15 protein-coding genes are annotated in these 15,560 nt (G+C 68.6%); 7 read left to right on the top strand and 8 right to left on the bottom strand.

Annotation, left to right across the window (positions count from 1 at the left end):
• Positions 1–109 precede the first annotated feature (109 nt).
• Positions 110–748: a hypothetical protein gene (locus tag ACIP5Y_RS45050; RefSeq protein WP_400359866.1), complete on the top strand. Its 639-nt coding sequence runs from the start codon at positions 110–112 to the stop codon at positions 746–748.
• 71 nt (positions 749–819) lie between these two features.
• Here ACIP5Y_RS45050 and ACIP5Y_RS45045 read toward each other — a convergent pair whose 3' ends face one another.
• The 3 genes from ACIP5Y_RS45045 to ACIP5Y_RS45035 are packed head-to-tail and all read right to left on the bottom strand — an operon-like array spanning position 820 to position 3,258.
• Positions 820–1,635: an exodeoxyribonuclease III gene (locus ACIP5Y_RS45045; RefSeq protein ID WP_400359864.1), complete on the bottom strand. Its 816-nt coding sequence runs from the start codon at positions 1,633–1,635 to the stop codon at positions 820–822.
• A gap of 57 nt (positions 1,636–1,692) precedes the next feature.
• Positions 1,693–2,646, bottom strand: coding sequence for a GNAT family N-acetyltransferase (locus ACIP5Y_RS45040; RefSeq protein WP_400359862.1), 954 nt, complete (start codon positions 2,644–2,646; stop codon positions 1,693–1,695).
• Between the two features lie 9 nt (positions 2,647–2,655).
• Entirely contained in the window at positions 2,656–3,258 is a 603-nt protein-coding gene (locus ACIP5Y_RS45035) for a peptide deformylase (RefSeq protein ID WP_400359860.1), read from the bottom strand.
• Between the two features lie 183 nt (positions 3,259–3,441).
• On the opposite strand from ACIP5Y_RS45035, the gene ACIP5Y_RS45030 reads away from it, so the two are divergent.
• The 5 genes from ACIP5Y_RS45030 (at position 3,442) to ACIP5Y_RS45010 (ending at position 7,926) form a co-directional block, all read left to right on the top strand.
• Positions 3,442–3,783, top strand: a complete 342-nt coding sequence (locus ACIP5Y_RS45030; protein ID WP_400359858.1) for a DUF3263 domain-containing protein — start codon at positions 3,442–3,444, stop codon at positions 3,781–3,783.
• Positions 3,784–3,811: 28 nt separating this feature from the next.
• Complete coding sequence (locus ACIP5Y_RS45025; protein WP_400359857.1) at positions 3,812–4,396, top strand: LytR C-terminal domain-containing protein; 585 nt, start codon at positions 3,812–3,814, stop codon at positions 4,394–4,396.
• Between the two features lie 130 nt (positions 4,397–4,526).
• Complete coding sequence (gene sodC, locus ACIP5Y_RS45020) at positions 4,527–5,189, top strand: superoxide dismutase[Cu-Zn] (protein WP_400359855.1); 663 nt, start codon at positions 4,527–4,529, stop codon at positions 5,187–5,189.
• A gap of 22 nt (positions 5,190–5,211) precedes the next feature.
• Positions 5,212–6,357: a glutamate--cysteine ligase gene (locus tag ACIP5Y_RS45015; protein WP_400359853.1), complete on the top strand. Its 1,146-nt coding sequence runs from the start codon at positions 5,212–5,214 to the stop codon at positions 6,355–6,357.
• A gap of 222 nt (positions 6,358–6,579) precedes the next feature.
• Entirely contained in the window at positions 6,580–7,926 is a 1,347-nt protein-coding gene (locus ACIP5Y_RS45010; protein WP_400359851.1) for a DUF5933 domain-containing protein, read from the top strand.
• 20 nt (positions 7,927–7,946) lie between these two features.
• Here the strand turns inward: ACIP5Y_RS45010 and ACIP5Y_RS45005 are convergent, their stop codons facing one another.
• The 4 genes from ACIP5Y_RS45005 to ACIP5Y_RS44990 form a co-directional block, all read right to left on the bottom strand.
• Entirely contained in the window at positions 7,947–9,287 is a 1,341-nt protein-coding gene (locus ACIP5Y_RS45005; protein WP_400359849.1) for a hypothetical protein, read from the bottom strand.
• A 190-nt stretch (positions 9,288–9,477) separates the two neighbouring features.
• Entirely contained in the window at positions 9,478–11,748 is a 2,271-nt protein-coding gene (locus tag ACIP5Y_RS45000) for an AAA family ATPase (protein WP_400359847.1), read from the bottom strand.
• A gap of 194 nt (positions 11,749–11,942) precedes the next feature.
• Positions 11,943–12,854: a CDP-diacylglycerol--serine O-phosphatidyltransferase gene (pssA, locus tag ACIP5Y_RS44995; RefSeq protein WP_400359845.1), complete on the bottom strand. Its 912-nt coding sequence runs from the start codon at positions 12,852–12,854 to the stop codon at positions 11,943–11,945.
• Positions 12,854–13,570 carry a phosphatidylserine decarboxylase gene (locus ACIP5Y_RS44990; RefSeq protein WP_400360277.1) on the bottom strand — a complete coding sequence of 239 codons (717 nt, stop codon included), beginning with the start codon at positions 13,568–13,570 and terminating at the stop codon, positions 12,854–12,856. The genes pssA and ACIP5Y_RS44990 overlap by 1 nt, the downstream gene beginning before the upstream one ends.
• A gap of 261 nt (positions 13,571–13,831) precedes the next feature.
• Between ACIP5Y_RS44990 and ACIP5Y_RS44985 the strand changes: the two genes are divergently transcribed.
• Positions 13,832–14,860 (top strand): beta-ketoacyl-ACP synthase III, encoded by a 1,029-nt coding sequence (locus tag ACIP5Y_RS44985; RefSeq protein ID WP_400359843.1) that lies wholly within the window; start codon positions 13,832–13,834, stop codon positions 14,858–14,860.
• On the opposite strand, the gene ACIP5Y_RS44980 is transcribed toward ACIP5Y_RS44985, so the two are convergent.
• Entirely contained in the window at positions 14,861–15,559 is a 699-nt protein-coding gene (locus tag ACIP5Y_RS44980; protein ID WP_400359841.1) for an SIMPL domain-containing protein, read from the bottom strand. It lies immediately after the preceding gene.
• Between the last annotated feature and the right edge of the window lies 1 nt (position 15,560).

Genomic DNA, 15,560 nt, shown 5'->3' with positions numbered 1-15,560 from the left:
TTTCAGAGAAGTGGTGGCGGTCGGCGTGTTTGGAGGCGCGCCGGTGTGACACGCGGCTTCTGTTTGCGACCTCGCGAATTGTGACGGTCGTACCGGGTACAACTACCGCATGGTCTTCCCGGTGACATTCGGCTGGATACAGATCCTGCTGATCGTGCTCGCTGTCGGCGCTCTCGCGCTGCTGGTGACCGCGGTGTTCAAGGCGCGCAAGGTCGGTCTGCGAGTACTCGCGGGCCGCGGCGCCGGGGCGGTCGGGCTCGTGCTCGTCGCTGTGGTGATCCTCTGGATCACCACACTGCTGCAAACATTCCTCGGACTCACCGGCGAGGTGAAAGCCGCGCACATCGTCGCGACACCCATTGCGGGCCAGGACCACGAGATGAACGTGGACCTCACCCTCTACGGCGACAAGGACCACGGCGAACAGCACCTGACCTACAAGGTCGAGGGCGATATGTGGGTCCTGCAGGCCGATATCGTCGAACTCGAACCCTGGGTCAACGCACTGGGATTCAACTCCGGATACAAGATCACCCGCTTGTACGGGCAGCGCCTGGACGGCATCGCCACCAAGCAGAATCAGATCTTCCTCAATGGCGGCGACGGCGACTTCTTCAAGGACATGAAGGACCAGTCCTGGTACACCAAGCCATTCGTGAAGTCCGCCTACGGCAATGCCGTCATCGCCATCAACGGCAGCTACGACGTCTTCATCTCCCGCGACGCCATCAAGGCGCGGCCGACATAACGGCCACTGAAAACAAACCAGCAGCCCCCGCACTGTAGTGCGGGGGCTGCTGTGCTGATGTGATCGGGGTGCTAGTCCGCGATCTCGGCGAACACCGGTGCGTGATCGCTGGCGCCCTTGCCCTTTCGCTCCTCGCGGTCCACATTCGCCTCGGTGACGCGGGCCGCGAGGTCGGGGGAGGCGAGGATGAAGTCGATGCGCATGCCTTCCTTGCGGGGGAAACGCAGCTGGGTGTAGTCCCAGTAGGTGTAGACGCCCGGCCCGGGATGGAAGGGCCGCATCACGTCCGAGAAACCCGTTTCGCCGAAGGCGTCGAAGGCATTTCGCTCCGGCTCGGAGACATGGGTCTTGCCCTCGAAGAACTCGGGGGACCACACGTCCACGTCGGTCGGCGCGATATTCCAGTCGCCGACCAAGGCGATCTGCGCATTCGGGTCCTCGGACAACCACTTCGCACCCGCCGTACGCAGGTTCGCGAGCCACTCCAGCTTGTAGGTGTAGTGCGGATCGTCCAGGGCCCGGCCGTTCGGCACGTACAGGCTCCACACCCGCACCCCGCCGCAGGTCGCGCCGAGCGCCCGCGCCTCCACAACCGGTGTGCTGAGCAGTGATTCACCCGCGTCCTTGTCGAAGCCCGGCTGATCCGGGAACGACAGTTCCACATCCTCGATACCCACCCGGGACGCGATGGCCACACCGTTCCACTGGTTGTAGCCGACGTGCGCGACCTCGTACCCGGCCGCCTCGAACGCTTCGAACGGGAACTGCTCGTCCTTGCACTTGGTTTCCTGCATGGCCAGCACATCGATGTCGGAGCGGTCCAGCCAGGACACCACCCGATCGACTCGGGTCCGGATGGAGTTCACGTTCCAGGTAGCGAGCCGCACGGGAGAACCTTTCAGCAATAGTGTCTTTCAGGGTAATCAGCAGTCAGGCGCGGGATGTCAAGGCGCCGCGTACCGATAGGCATGGTGTTCCACGAAACCCAGCTCGCGGTACAGCGCCAGCGCCGCCTCATTGTCCGCCTGCACCTGGACGTAGGCGTGCGTCGCCGCGCGGGCCCGACCCCAGCGCAGCATCTCCGCGCACACCAGCGAACCCAGTCCGTGCCGGCGATGCCCGGCCATCACCGCCACACAGGTGAGACCCACCCAGCGCAGGCCACCCGGCGCGGTCGTCACCGCCGCCCGGCCGATGGCCAGGGGAGTGGGCAAACCCAGCGCCGCGAAACCGACCTCGCCGTCCCGGACCGCCGTCAGCACGTCCACCACCGGCATCGGCGCCACATCCGAATCGCCGCCGCGATGCCGGTACACCGACAGCCAGCCGCCATCCGGTTCGGTCGTGAACCGCACCATGGGCGGGCCCTGCGGCAGCACCACATTCTCGATATCCACTGCCAGCACCAGGGTTTCGCTCCAGGTACGCCAGCCCGGCGGCACCGGCGCCAGCCGGTCCGGCAGCATCAGCTGCAACGGCAGTCCCTGTGCCGCATACCATTCGGCGATCCCCTGCAGGGCGTCATCGGACAGCAGCGCGTGGCCGTCCGGGCCGCCCAGCGGCACAGCCGAATTCGCGCGATTGGTGTAGCCCTGCCCGGCGCGCAGCAGCCAGCCGTCCACCCAGGAACGTTGCAGGCCGGGCCAGCCGTCGGCGGCGGCCGCCTCCAGGGCGCGGATCTCGCTGGTGCGAATCGGCCTGGGGCCCACCGCTTTACATGCGACGACGCGATCCAGGGCGATCGACAGCACCTGACCGTCGCCGGTGCGCACGGTCAGCGGATCGGTCGCCAGGAGTTCGCCGATCACGTCGGTGAGCGGCTGCGGATAGCTTTCGGGCAGGCGGTAGCGCACCACCACCCGCTGCCCGATCGGCGGCAGCCCGGAGTCAGCGGTCACGGTCGGTGATCAGTCCTCGAAGTCGTCGTGCCCGAACGGGTCCGGCACCGTGCCCGGAATCCAGCTTTGTCCCGGTGTGCCCCAGCCGTTCCGCTTGATGGCCTTCTTGGCCGCGCGCGCATTCCGGCCGATCAGCACATCTGTATAGAGAAAGCCGTCCAGATGGCCCACCTCGTGCTGCAGCATGCGGGCGAAGAAACCCTCGCCCTCCAGCTCGACCGGCTCACCCTTCTCGTCGGTGCCGGTCACCCGGGCCCACTCCGCGCGCCCGGTCGGGAACTGCTCGCCCGGCACGGACAGGCAGCCCTCCTCGTCATCCTCCGGATCCGGCATGGTCTCCGGCAGCTTCGAGGTCTCCAGCACCGGATTGACCACGACGCCGCGGCGGCGCACCATCTTGCTGCCGTCCCCGGTCTCGTCGGGGCAGTCGTACACGAACAGCCGCAGGGACTTACCCACCTGATTGGCGGCCAGGCCCACCCCATTGGCGGCGTCGAGGGTCTCGAACATATCGGCGATCAGCCCGGCCAGTTCCTCAGGAGTCTGCGTGACCTTTTCGGTCGGATTGTGCAGAACCGGGTCGCCGACGATGACGATCGGGAGAATAGCCATGCTGAGCAGCCTACTGGGTGATTGCGGGGCACCGATCACACCCCGTGGGCGCTGCGACACGCCGGACGATCGGGGTGGAAACACGCCGAGCGGTACGCATCGGGAAGGTCGCGGCCCGTGGTTGAATGATCGGCGACGTACAAGCACCATATTCGTCTGGTGGTAACTCGGCGAGGGAGCATTATGGACGGCGCAGCGGCCTGGAACATTTCCGCAAGCGAGGACGGATCTGCCGCGAGCGAGGGGTCCGCCGCACACGAGGGTGAAGGCGCACACGGCCTTTCCCGCCGGGAACTCGACATCCTGGACTTCGAGCGCAAATGGTGGAAATACGCCGGCGCCAAAGAGGAAGCCATCCGGGAACTGTTCGACCTCTCACCCACCCGCTACTACCAGGTCCTGAACGCGGTCGTCGACAAGCCCGAAGCCCTCTCGGCCGACCCGATGCTCGTCAAGCGCCTGCGCCGGCTGCGAGCCAGCCGCCAGAAGACCAGGGCCGCACGCCGACTCGGCTTCCAGGTGTGAGCAACCGGTACCCACTAGGCTGCAGGCCGTGAGCAATCCGAATTCGCCGTCCGGCGGCCCGCCACTGCGCGCGCTGGCGATGGTCCTGATCGCCCTGGCCATCGTGTTCGCCGGCCTGGGCGCGATGTCCCTGTCGAGTTCGGACTCCAGCTCGGCCTCCGGCAGCACCACCTCCAGCCCCGCCGCCGCGCCCACCACGACTGCGGCGCAGCCGGTTTCGCCCGCCCCGGCCACGGCCCCGGCCGCCACCACGGCACCGTCCAGTACGGCAGCGCCCACCACCACGGCAGCGCCGACCACGACCGCCGCACCCACCACCACCTCGGCCGCCCTCGACAAAACCGTTCCCGTGCAGGTCCTCAACAACAGCACCGTCTCCGGCCTGGCCGCCAAGACCGGCAGCCAGCTCACCGCCGACGGATTCAATGTGACCGGAACCGGTAACTACCCGAACGGCGTCATCCCCAAAACGACCGTGTACTACGGCAGTTCGCCGCAGGAGCAGGCGGTCGCGCAGGCCATCGCCGCCGAACTCGGCTGCGCGGCCGAACCCAAGTTCTCCGGACTCGGCGACTCGTCCCCGGGCGTCGTCGTCATCGTCACCGGTAACTGAAAGCACTTCCCGAACACCCCGGGCGGCCCCTCCACGGAACGCACCGGTGCCTCTGGCATCATCTTGTCCGGTACGAACTATGTCCAACCGGCTTTACCCGTAAACTCGGTACTCGTAAAGGAGTTCCCCGATGGCCCCGTCCCCCACACGTCGCCCGTCCTGGCGGATCGTCGCCCCGGTGCTCGCGGTCGCGGCGCTCGGCCTCGCGGCGTGCTCCAACGGTCAATCGTCGAGTGACGTCAAGGGAACCACCCCGCCGGTGTTCACCAGCTCCGGCGCGCCCGCCGGTCAGGAGAGCGGTCTCGCCAACCCGCCCAGCGACTCCGTCAGCGCCACGCTGAAGGACTCCAACGGGCAGCCCGTCGGCACCGCCACCTTCGCCAAGTCCGGCAACTTCGTGCAGGTCACCGTCGACGCCCACGGCCTCAAGCCCGGCTTCCACGGCCTGCACATCCACTCGGTCGGCAAGTGCGAGGCCAACTCGGTCGCACCCGCGGGCGGCGCGCCCGGTGACTTCCTCTCCGCGGGCGGTCACTTCGAGGCCGGCGATATGAGCATGCACCCGCAGAGCGGCGACCTGACCTCCCTGGAGGTGCGTTCCGACGGCACCGCCAAGCTGGTCACCACCACCGACGCCTTCACCGTGGACCAGATCAAGGACAAGTCCCTGATCATCCACGCCGGCGCCGACAACTTCGGCAATATCCCCACCCGCTACGCGCCCGCACCGGACGCGGAGACCCTCGCAACCGGTGACGCCGGCGCGCGGGTCGCCTGCGGCGTTATTTCCTGACCCTCCTAACCAGAGGTGAGCCATGGCCGGGGCAATCCGGAAGGTCCCCTTCAACTCCTCGCCCCGGCCCACGCTCGGCGTGGAATGGGAGGTCGCGCTCGTCGACAAGCAGACACGCGACCTCTCCAACACCGCCGCAGCGGTTTTCGAGGAAGTCGGTGATCTGCGCGCCTGGGACGGCACCCCGCAGATCACCAAGGAACTGCTCCGCAACACCGTGGAACTGGTGTCCGGCAAGCACGACAATGTCGGTGAAGCGGTCGACGAACTGCGGGCCACCCAGGACGCCGTGCGCCGCGCCGCCGACCGGCTCGGCGTCGACATCTTCTGCGCCGGAACGCATCCCTTCGCGCAATGGTCGACGCAGCTGCTCACGCGCAGCGAGCACTACGACGAACTCATCGAACGCACCCAGTGGTGGGGCCGGCAGATGCTCATCTGGGGCGTGCACGTGCACGTCGGCATCTCGCATCCGGAGAAGGTCTTCCCGATCCTCAACAGGCTGCTGACCAGCTACCCGCACCTGCTGGCGCTGTCCGCCTCCTCACCCATGTGGGCCGGCGTCGACACCGGATATGCCTCCAACCGGGCGCTCATGTTCCAGCAGCTGCCCACCGCCGGACTGCCCTTCCAATTCGAAAACTGGCGGCAGTTCGAGGCTTTCGCGCACGACCAGATCAAAACCGGTGTGTTCGAACAACTCGGCGGCATGCACTGGGACATCCGGCCCGCCCCCAAATGGGGCACCATCGAGGTCCGGGTGTGCGACGGCACGCCCACCAAGACCGAACTCGCCGCCATCGTGGCGCTGATCCATTGCCTCATAGTCGATCTCGACCGCCGCGTGGAATCCGGAGAAGCGCTACCCGCGCCGCTGCCCCCGTGGCATGTGCAGGAAAACAAATGGCGGGCAGCGCGATACGGGCTGGACGCCATCGTCATCACCGACGCCGACAGCAACGAGCGGCTCATCACCGACGACCTGTCCGAGATGCTCAACCGCCTCGAACCCACCGCCAAGAGCCTCGGCTGCGAGAACGAACTCGCCCTCGTCGCCGAGATCCCGAAGCGCGGGGCTTCCTACCAACGGCAGCGGCGGGTGGCCGCGGCCGCGCAGGGCGATCTGGTGGCCGTCGTCGACTCGCTGGTGCACGAACTCGAGAACTAGCCGCGCCCGGCTTGCTCGCGCCGGTTCGCTGGAAACCGATCGGTCGCGGATTCCGGACTTTTCCTGGGCGCCCGCTGTGTGATTTCGGTTACCCGCCTGTGCGTACGGCGTACGGCCTGGCCAGCGCCTACATGCGGCTGAGCGGGACCTGTTCACACGGTGACGGGGGTCTCGTTCAACTGCTCACCAGGTTGGCGTTCATGCTGCGTTTACTATGGCGGGGTGTTGCTCGACGATCCGCGTTCCGGCGTAGGTGGGGCACGCCGGAGTCCGAGGTCGTCGACACGCGTCCGGACCACCGCCGTGCTGTCCGCCGGTGCCGTCGTACTCATCGCACTGCAGATCGTCGCCGCCCGCCACCACTTCACCGGGCCCCTGGAAAGCCTCTGGGCCGACTACACGGGCACCCCCAAATCCTTCACCGTGCCGTGGGCCGGGCTCGGGCTCGCCCTCATCGGGCTGTCCTGGCGGCGGCGCTTCCTCGCCGCCGGCGCCGCACTCGGCATCGACCTGATCTATCAGGCCTTCCGATCCCTCGACGGCGGACCGCTGGCCATGGGCAACGGCCCGGTCATCGTGCTCACCGGCCTCATCGTGCTGGCCGCCTGGAAATGGGACGGCAAGGACCGCGGCAACGCCGTTCACGCTGCGGCACTGGGCATTCTGCTGGTGCTGTCCAGCAAGATCGCCGACGTCTGGCTCGGCATCACCGTGCTCGCCGGACCCAAGGTCCTCGACCAGCACATCGTGCTCGTCGACCACGCCCTCGGCGACCCCTCCTGGATGATGGGGCAGCTGCTCGCCTGGCTCGGCTCGGCGCCGTCCGCCGTCCTGCACTGGGTCTACATCGAGCTACCCATGGGCGCCATGATCGTGACCATCTGGCAGCTGCGGAACGTGGTCAAGACGGGGGAGTGGCCGCGGCACTACCTGGTCCGCACCTTCCTCACCATCGGGCTGATCGGGCCCATCTTCTACATCGTGTTCCCGGTCGTCGGGCCCATGTTCGCGTTCGGCCATGACGGCGGCGCCTTCTCCCTCGGCGACTACTGGCCGAACGTCGTGCCGCCGGTGAACCCGAATCCGGGCGCGCTGCCGTTCGACCACTACACGCCGCGCAACTGCATGCCGTCCCTGCACACCGCGTGGGCGCTGTCGATCTTCATCCACTCCCGCCGCGACACCGAAGGCAATCCCGCACCCCGCTGGCTGCGCTGGGGCGGCGCGTTCTGGCTGCTCGCCACCCTGTCCGCCACCCTCGGCTTCGGCTACCACTACGGCGCCGACCTGGTCGCGGGCGCGGTGCTGTGCCTGACCATCGAATCCGCGCTGCGGGCGCCCGAACGCGGCTGGGACCCGGCCCGCATCCGGCTGGTCGGCGCCGGGGCCGTGCTGTTCGGCGCGCTGCTGCTGTCCTACCGGTACGTCTCGGACTTCTACGCCGCGCACCCGCTGCCCGCCGGATTCATCGTGCTCGGCCTGCTGGCCGCCTTCGTCACGGCGTTCTACCGCACCTGGTTCGCGCAGCTGCCCGCCCCGGCTACACCGGAGCTCCCGGCCCGCGTCTGAGCGTCACACGGATCCGAGCGTTACGCGGAAAGCCCTGCGCCGCTCCCGGATTCGCCGCCTTCCGACTCGGCCGGATCCGGCAGCGGACGGTTCCTGCGCAGCACCAGAATTCCGCCCAGACAGCCCGCCGTGACCAGCAACGCGGTCCACGCGGGCGAGGAGGTGGCCTCGGTGGCCACCGTGCACACCACCGAATGATCCGAGGTCTGCAGCGCGTAATGCCCGCGCGCCACGTAATCCCGCATGCCCAGCACCGCGGACGGCACGAACACCACCATGCTGCCCAGCACCCGGCTCGGCACATAGCGCGTCCGCGCCGCGGTGAGCCCGAAACCGTAGAGCCAGGCCAGCACCATGGTGCTGCCCACGATGATCCAGGCCCGCCCGGTATCCGAGGTGCAGGCGGTGACCAGGCCGAGCACCATCAACAGCGCCAGGCAGGCGATGGGCGCATGCCGCCGGCTGCCGTACCACATGCCCACCGCCGCGATCGCCACCGAAACCGGAATCGCCCAGGCCGGCAAGGCCACCGCCAGCGTGGCCGCGCCCACCGAGCTCACGGCCGTGGTCGTCAGCACGAGTTCGCCGTCGCGACCCGGCAGCAGCATGGCCGCGATGAACGCGGTCACCACCGCGGTGGTCACCGCGAGCACGATCCCGGCCAGCGAGTCCCCGTGCCGCGCCAGCCATTCCGCGCTGGCCAGCGTCACCAGCACCAGCACCACGCCCGCCAGGATCGGGGCCATGGGCAGTTCGATCGAGGGGCGATCCGCCGGCGGGCGATTGCGATTCCACAGCAGCCCGGCCACCACCAGCACCAGGGACACCTCGATCATCCACATGGGCGGCATATCGGTGGCCTGCCAATGGTCCGGCAGCGTCTCGTCCAGGGTGCCGCCGCCCACGTGCGGCAGCGGGTTCACCGAACCCAGCAGCAGGCTGATCAGGACGCCGAGGGTCCAGGCATAGGCGGACAACTTGTGATGCAGCACGGCCGCGCCCAGCGCGCCCAGAATGACCCCGCCCGCGAAGGAGTCGATGAAGTTCATGGTGGACAGTGAGGACGCCGGATCCGCCGCATGCCCGAAGACGTGATTGATCAGCAGCACCAGCAGCCCGCCCAGGGTGGTGCCCCAGGCCGCGACGGTACTGGCCAGCGTGGTGATCAGCACCGCCACGATCATGGCGATGATGACGCCGGCGGCCACCGCGCGGGGCAGGCTGTAGGCGAGCAGGTCGAGTTGCAGGGCGGAAGTCTGTGAGGTCCAGCCGAAGTCGATCGGCAAGGCCAGCGCCAGTCCAGCAACCGTGGCTGTGACCAGAGCCGTGATCGTCTCGGCGGCGATCTGATACGACTTCACCTGGGTGAAAATACCGCCGGAAGCCGTACCGACCAGTCCGACACTCTGCCGCCTCCCCGAAACTTAAGCGCCAGGCGGAGTGCCGTCTGCGCTGGCCAGGCACCTGCGGTCGGGTGCCGAACCGATTTCGGGCGTCCCCGGGGAGTTACCCGGAGCCTCGCGAAATCAGCCGTTGCGTTCCGATTCCCGGTCAGACATAGCCCTCCGCGGTGCCCGCCGGGCCCGGCACCCGCTGCTCGGCATACAGGCACAGCGACTCCACCTGCATCGGATCCAGCGACGGCCGGACCGCGGCCCGCGCGGCCGCGACATCAGCCGCGGTCACATCCGCGGCGTCCACATCCCGGCGCATGGCGGCGAGGGCCGCCTCGCGCAGCAGCGCCGAACAGTCGGCGGCCGAGTAGCCGTCCAGGCCCTGCGCCAGCTTGCGCAGATTCACATCCTTGGCCAGCGGCACGGATTTGGCTGCGGTGCGCAGGATTTCGGCCCGTGCGGCGGCATCCGGCGGCGGTACGAAGACCATGCGCTCCAAACGGCCGGGGCGGGTCAGGGCCGGGTCGATCAATTCCGGCCGGTTGGTCGCGGCGACCACCACCACATCCCGCAGCGGCTCCACCCCGTCCAGTTCGGTCAGCAGCGCCGCCACCACCCGATCCGACACACCCGAATCACTCGACTGCCCGCGCCGCGGCGCCAGCGCGTCCACCTCGTCCAGGAAGATCAGCGACGGCGCGGAATCGCGTGCGCGCTGGAACAATTCCCGCACCGCCCGCTCCGACGAACCCACCCACTTGTCCATCAGCTCCGCGCCCTTCACCGCGTGCACACTCAACTGCCCCGAACCCGCCAGCGCGCGCACCAGGTACGTCTTCCCGCATCCGGGCGGCCCGTACAGCAGCACTCCACGCGGCGGCTCGATACCCAGTCGCGCGAACGAATCCGGATGCTGCAGCGGCCACAGCACCGCCTCGGTCAGCGCCTGCTTGGTCTCGGTCATATCGCCCACATCGTCCAGGCTCAGATTCCCGACGGCCAGCTCCGCCGATCCCGAACGCGACAGTGGCCGAATCACTTCCAGCGCACCCGTCAGATCCTCCTGCCGCAGCCTCGGTTCGCTGTGCTCCCGGCTGGCCCGCGCGGCCGCCCGCAGCGCCGCCTCCCGCACCAGCGCCGCGAGATCCGACACCACGAATCCCGGTGTCCGCGCGCCGATCTCGTCCAGCTTCAGCTCGTCCGCCGGAGCTTTCCGCAGCAACTGCTCCAGCAGCGCGGCGCGCACCCGTCCCGTCGGCAACGGCAGCGATACCTCGCGATCACACAGGTCCGGTCCCCGCAGCCGCGGATCCACACCCACCGCGTTCGACGTGGTCGCGATCATCGCCACCGCGGGACTGGCCACCGCCGCACGCAATTGGTCCAGGATCATCGTCGCCACCGGCTCCGCCTCGGCGGGCAGCAGCGCGTCGACATCGGTGATCAGCAGGATTCCGCCCGCGCCCGAACAGATCTCGCCCACCACCCGGTGCACCTCGTTCAGCCGGGTCCCGGCCTCGCGGGCGCCCGTCGAGGGACCGTCCAGCTCCACCAGGCGCCGCTGCCCGGCCACCGCCCGCACCAGCGTCGCCTTCCCGACTCCCGCCGGGCCGGTGACCAGCACGCCCAATTGTGAGGTCGCGCCAAGGGTTTTCAGCAGTTCCGGCTCGTCCAATGCGAGATTCAGCCACTCGGTGAGCTTCGCGGCCTGCGCCTGCACCCCGGCCAGATCCGCCACCGCCACCGCAGTCATGGGCGCCGGTGACATCGGCCGCTCCCGCAGGGCCGGCCCCGCGGGCGCGGTCTGCTCGAACTGCGACTGCGGGATATCCGACAGGGCCGCGCCCGTATCCCACACCACCGAGGTGCTGGGCAGGATGGTCACCGGTCCGTTCGGATGCGTGCCCGTCACCGTGAGCACCTCCGACGTCCACGCGATCCCCAGTCCCGACAAGGCCTTCCGGGCCACCGACGGGCTGATCGCCGACCACGGTTCGTTCGGCCGCAGATCGCGCGGCAGCAGGGTCACCGTGTCCCCGGCGGTGACCACCTTCCCGAGCAGTGCCTGCCGCAGCGTGGCTTCCGGAATATGGGCGGTGGCCAGCGCCGATCCGATCAGCGAAATGCGTTGCGCCGGAGCCTCGACGGCCGGCTCGATGCGCACCTCCGAACCCTCGCGCACCCGCGCGTTCCCGAGCGTCACCTCGTCCAGCAAGGCCACCTTGGTCGGATCGGCGGCGGCCCCCACCCGATGCGCGGGCGTGAAGGCCGCCACCACTGCCGCCGTCCGGCGCGTGCCGGTCAGCGTGACCCCGTCCCCCGGTTGCAACCCCAGCGCGGCCAGCGCCTTCGGATGCAACCGCACCAGCCCCCAGCGGGCGTCGGCGGACGAGGTATTGCGTTGCGCGGTCAGCGCGAGTTCCGGCACGCAGTCAATTCTGCCCGGACCGCCCGGTCCACGACCGGGCCGCCGGGGAAAAGGGCCGCACCGGCGAACACATCACCGGGCAAGAGCAGCGAGGCCGCCGCCGGATATCCCGGCGGCGGCCTCGTTCAGCGGTGACGACCCGTCGGATCGTGGTGATCACCCAGCGGCCGGTAGAGCCGCTGAGGCAGCCGATTTCAGCGCTTGATGTTCTCGATGTAGCGATCCCGGGAGCCGGGCCGGCGCAGCCGCAGCCGGGCGGTGGAGACCCGCGGGACGCGGGCCAGCGGCGGCCGCTGCCGGCGCTGGGCCCGGCGCTGCGCGCGGCGTTCGGCGGGCTTGTGGTTCCAGGTCTCCGGTCGCGCGGCCACCCAGCGGGCCGAGTGCACGGCGAACGGGATGTGGATCAGGTACAGCGTCACCAGGGCGATCATCAGGATCAGCGGGTAGGTGACCAGCAGCGCGGCGGCCAGGCCGACCAGCACCAGCAGGATCGGCGCGGTGCGCGGGGCCACCGACACCGACTTGACCGCCAGCGTCGGCAGCGTGCTCACACACAGCAGCCCGGTCAGCACCGTCCAGGTGGCCACCGCCGGGAAGCTCACCCACCAGCCGTCGTGGAACTGCTCGGACAGCGCGATGGGCAGCAGCACGATCAGCGCGCCCGCCGGCGCCGGGACGCCGACGAAGTACTCACGCTGCCAATCCGGCGTGTTGTCGTTGTCCATGAGGGTGTTGAAGCGGGCCAGCCGCAACACCATGCACACCGCGAACATCAGCGCCAGAATCCAGCCCACGCTGTCGGAGTGCAGGAAGGTCACGTACAGCACCAGCGCCGGCGCGACGCCGAAGGCGATGGCGTCGGACAGCGAATCCAGTTCCGCGCCCATCTTGGTGGTGGCATCCAGCATGCGGGCGATGCGGCCGTCCAGCATGTCGAAGACGGCGGCCGCGGCGATCAACGCCAGCGACACCCCCAGCGTGCCCTCCATGGCGAACTTGACCGACGACAATCCGGAGCACAGGCCCAGGATGGTCACCATGCTCGGCAACAGCCGGATGGTGCGATTACGGCGGCGCTCGGACTCCGCGGGCGCGAGTTGCTCCATCACGAATCCAGTTCGGCCAGCACCGTTTCCGCGCCGATGGTGCGCTGTCCCGGCGCGACCAGCAGCTTGGTGCCCACGGGGAAGTAGGTGTCGACCCGCGATCCGAATCGGATGAGGCCGTAGGTATCTCCGATGGTCAGCTTGTCGCCGACCTTGGCCTCGCACACGATCCGGCGCGCCAGCAGGCCGGCGATCTGCACCACCACGATCCGGCGGCCGGTCTCGGTCTCGAGGACCATGCTGTTGCGTTCGTTCGCGTCGCTCGCCTCGGGTAGGTCGGCCGAGAGGAATTCGCCCTTCTTGTAGACGATCTCGGTCACCAGACCCGACACCGGCGTGCGCTGCACGTGCACGTCCAGCACGCTCAGGAAGATGCTCACGCGCGGCAGCGGCTGATCGCCCAGCGCCAGCTCGGCCGGCGGCACCGCGGTATCCACGAGTGCCACCTCACCATCGGCGGGCGCGACCACGACACCGGCGCGATTCGGCGGCACCCGATGCGGATGCCGGAAGAAGGTTGCGGTGGCCGCGGCTGCGAGCAGACCCGCGCGGCGTACCCATTTGTGCCGGATGCCGAGTGCGGCAACGGTCAACGGCGCCGCGACGAACGGCAGTCCGGCCGGATGCAGCGGAGGAACGGCTTTGCGAACCAGGTCGGCCACATGGCCGAGACCGGTGCGTTCGGGGGTGCCGGGCGGGGTGGGACGGCGGGCCACAAGCTCCTCTTTCATGCGCGGGTAAGTGCGGTCAGGACCGCGATCACACGATACGGGAATGCGGCGCGGGGCTCGCGCTCTCGGTGACCGGAAGCGGTGGTGATCCGTCTGGCAGGCCGGTTCGATTGTGAGCATAAGCACTCGGACGGCACGGTATCTCGATTAATATGAGGCAGCCTCATGTCTGTGGCGGGCTCGGTCCGTGGGGGTGAGGAACCCGATGAAGGTCACGTTCGACGCGCAGTACATAGGAGAAGCACCATGGCTGCTCGACTTGCCTCGATCACTGGGGCAGAGCACACGGCAATGCTCGGGCTCGGCGTGTACCGCCCGGAGCGAGTCGTCACCAATGATGAGGTCGCGGGGGCGATCGATTCCAGCGACGAATGGATCCGCACCCGCTCCGGCATCCGCACCCGGCGCTTCGCCTCGCCGCGGGAAACCATCATCAGCATGAGCGCGGCCGCCGCCCGCGATGCCATCGAAGCCGCCGAGATCGAAGCCGGTGCGATCGACTGCGTCATCGTCGCCACCTCCACCTGGCTGCTGCTCACCCCGGCCGCCGCACCCCAGATCGCGACCGAGCTGGGCCTGAAAAACGTTGCGGCCTTCGATATCTCGGCCGGCTGCGCGGGCTTCTGCCACGGCGTCGCGCTCGCCTCCGACCTGGTCAAGGGCGGCACCGCCCGGCATGTCCTGGTGATCGGCGTCGAACGCCTCACCGACACCGTCAACCCGAAGGACCGCGGCACCGCCTTCCTCTTCGCCGACGGCGCGGGCGCGGTGGTGGTCGGCCCCTCCGACGAACCCGGAATCGGCCCCACCGTCTGGGGTTCCGACGGCACCCAGCATCACGCCATCCGCCAGGACAAGGACTGGATGCAGTTCTTCGCCGAGATCGAGGAGAAGGGGCTCGACGCGGTCCGCCCCTATCTCGCCATGGAGGGCACGGCCGTATTCCGCTGGGCCGCACACTCTCTGGAGACGGTGTGCCGCGATGCCATCGAACGCGCCGGCCTCACCCCCGAGGATCTCGACGCCATGGTGCCGCACCAGGCCAACGGCCGCATCATCGACATCATGGCCCGGGTCCTGAAACTCCCGGAGAGCTGCGCCCTCGCCAATGACATCGAGGAGACCGGCAATACCTCCGCCGCGTCGATCCCACTCGCCATGGAGGCCATGATGCGCAAGGGCGACGCCAAACCCGGTGGCACGGCCCTGCTCATCGCCTTCGGCGCGGGCCTGTCCTACGCCGCCCAGTGCGTCACCCTGCCCAACTGGAAGTGACTAACCGAGGTCCCATGCGACGGTCACGGTGAAAGTGACCGTCTGCTGGCCTGGTTCGAGATTGATGTTCGGCGCGGCGGACGGCGCATTCTGACGGAAAGTCGGCGGCGGCGTTGTGTCGCTGCCGTTTTCGCTGATCGTCTTGACGGTCTTCAACTTCAGGCCGGATAGATCCGCGTACTGCTGCGCACGGCTCTTCGCGTCATCGAAAGCCCGCGCCCGCGCGTCCGACAGCAGCTTGGTGTTGTCCTCCAGCGCGAAGGACACCGAGTTGATCCGGGTGTCATTGCCGCCGGCTTGCACCGCGGCCGACAGAATCGCCGACGCCTTCGGCAGCTCCCGCACCGCCACCTGCATGGAATTGGTTGCGCGATAACCGGTGACGTTCTGCCCGTCCGGGCCGTAGGTGGGCTGCACGGACAGGTCGCTGGTCTTGATGTCCGCCTGTTTCGCGCCCGCAGCGACCATGGCGTCACTGATCGCCTTGGCCTTGCTGTTGGCCTGATCCACCGCGCTGGACACGTCGGCGGCGTTCACGTCGGTGCCGAGGTCGGCATTGAGCACATCGGGCGTGCCCTGCACCTTCCCGGTGCCGGTCACGGTCACGGTCCGATCGCCGGAGGAGTCGGAGCTGCCGCATCCGGTCAGCAGCAGCGCGACACCGGCGGCCACGGCACAGATCCCTGTCAGTCGTCCCATG

This window comes from Nocardia sp. NPDC088792 (assembly GCF_044750615.1).
GTDB lineage: Bacteria > Actinomycetota > Actinomycetes > Mycobacteriales > Mycobacteriaceae > Nocardia.
This window is presented reverse-complemented; position numbering and strand designations above follow the sequence as displayed.

What these genes read in the sequence shown, in the direction of transcription:
- ACIP5Y_RS45050 (WP_400359866.1), top strand. Translation starts at nt 110, where the DNA reads ATGGTCTTCCCGGTGACATTCGGCTGGATACAGATCCTGCTGATCGTG.
- ACIP5Y_RS45035 (WP_400359860.1), bottom strand. Translation starts at nt 3,258, where the DNA reads ATGGCTATTCTCCCGATCGTCATCGTCGGCGACCCGGTTCTGCACAAT.
- ACIP5Y_RS45030 (WP_400359858.1), top strand. Translation starts at nt 3,442, where the DNA reads ATGGACGGCGCAGCGGCCTGGAACATTTCCGCAAGCGAGGACGGATCT.
- sodC (WP_400359855.1), top strand. Translation starts at nt 4,527, where the DNA reads ATGGCCCCGTCCCCCACACGTCGCCCGTCCTGGCGGATCGTCGCCCCG.
- ACIP5Y_RS45015 (WP_400359853.1), top strand. Translation starts at nt 5,212, where the DNA reads ATGGCCGGGGCAATCCGGAAGGTCCCCTTCAACTCCTCGCCCCGGCCC.
- pssA (WP_400359845.1), bottom strand. Translation starts at nt 12,854, where the DNA reads ATGGAGCAACTCGCGCCCGCGGAGTCCGAGCGCCGCCGTAATCGCACC.
- ACIP5Y_RS44985 (WP_400359843.1), top strand. Translation starts at nt 13,832, where the DNA reads ATGGCTGCTCGACTTGCCTCGATCACTGGGGCAGAGCACACGGCAATG.
- ACIP5Y_RS44980 (WP_400359841.1), bottom strand. Translation starts at nt 15,559, where the DNA reads ATGGGACGACTGACAGGGATCTGTGCCGTGGCCGCCGGTGTCGCGCTG.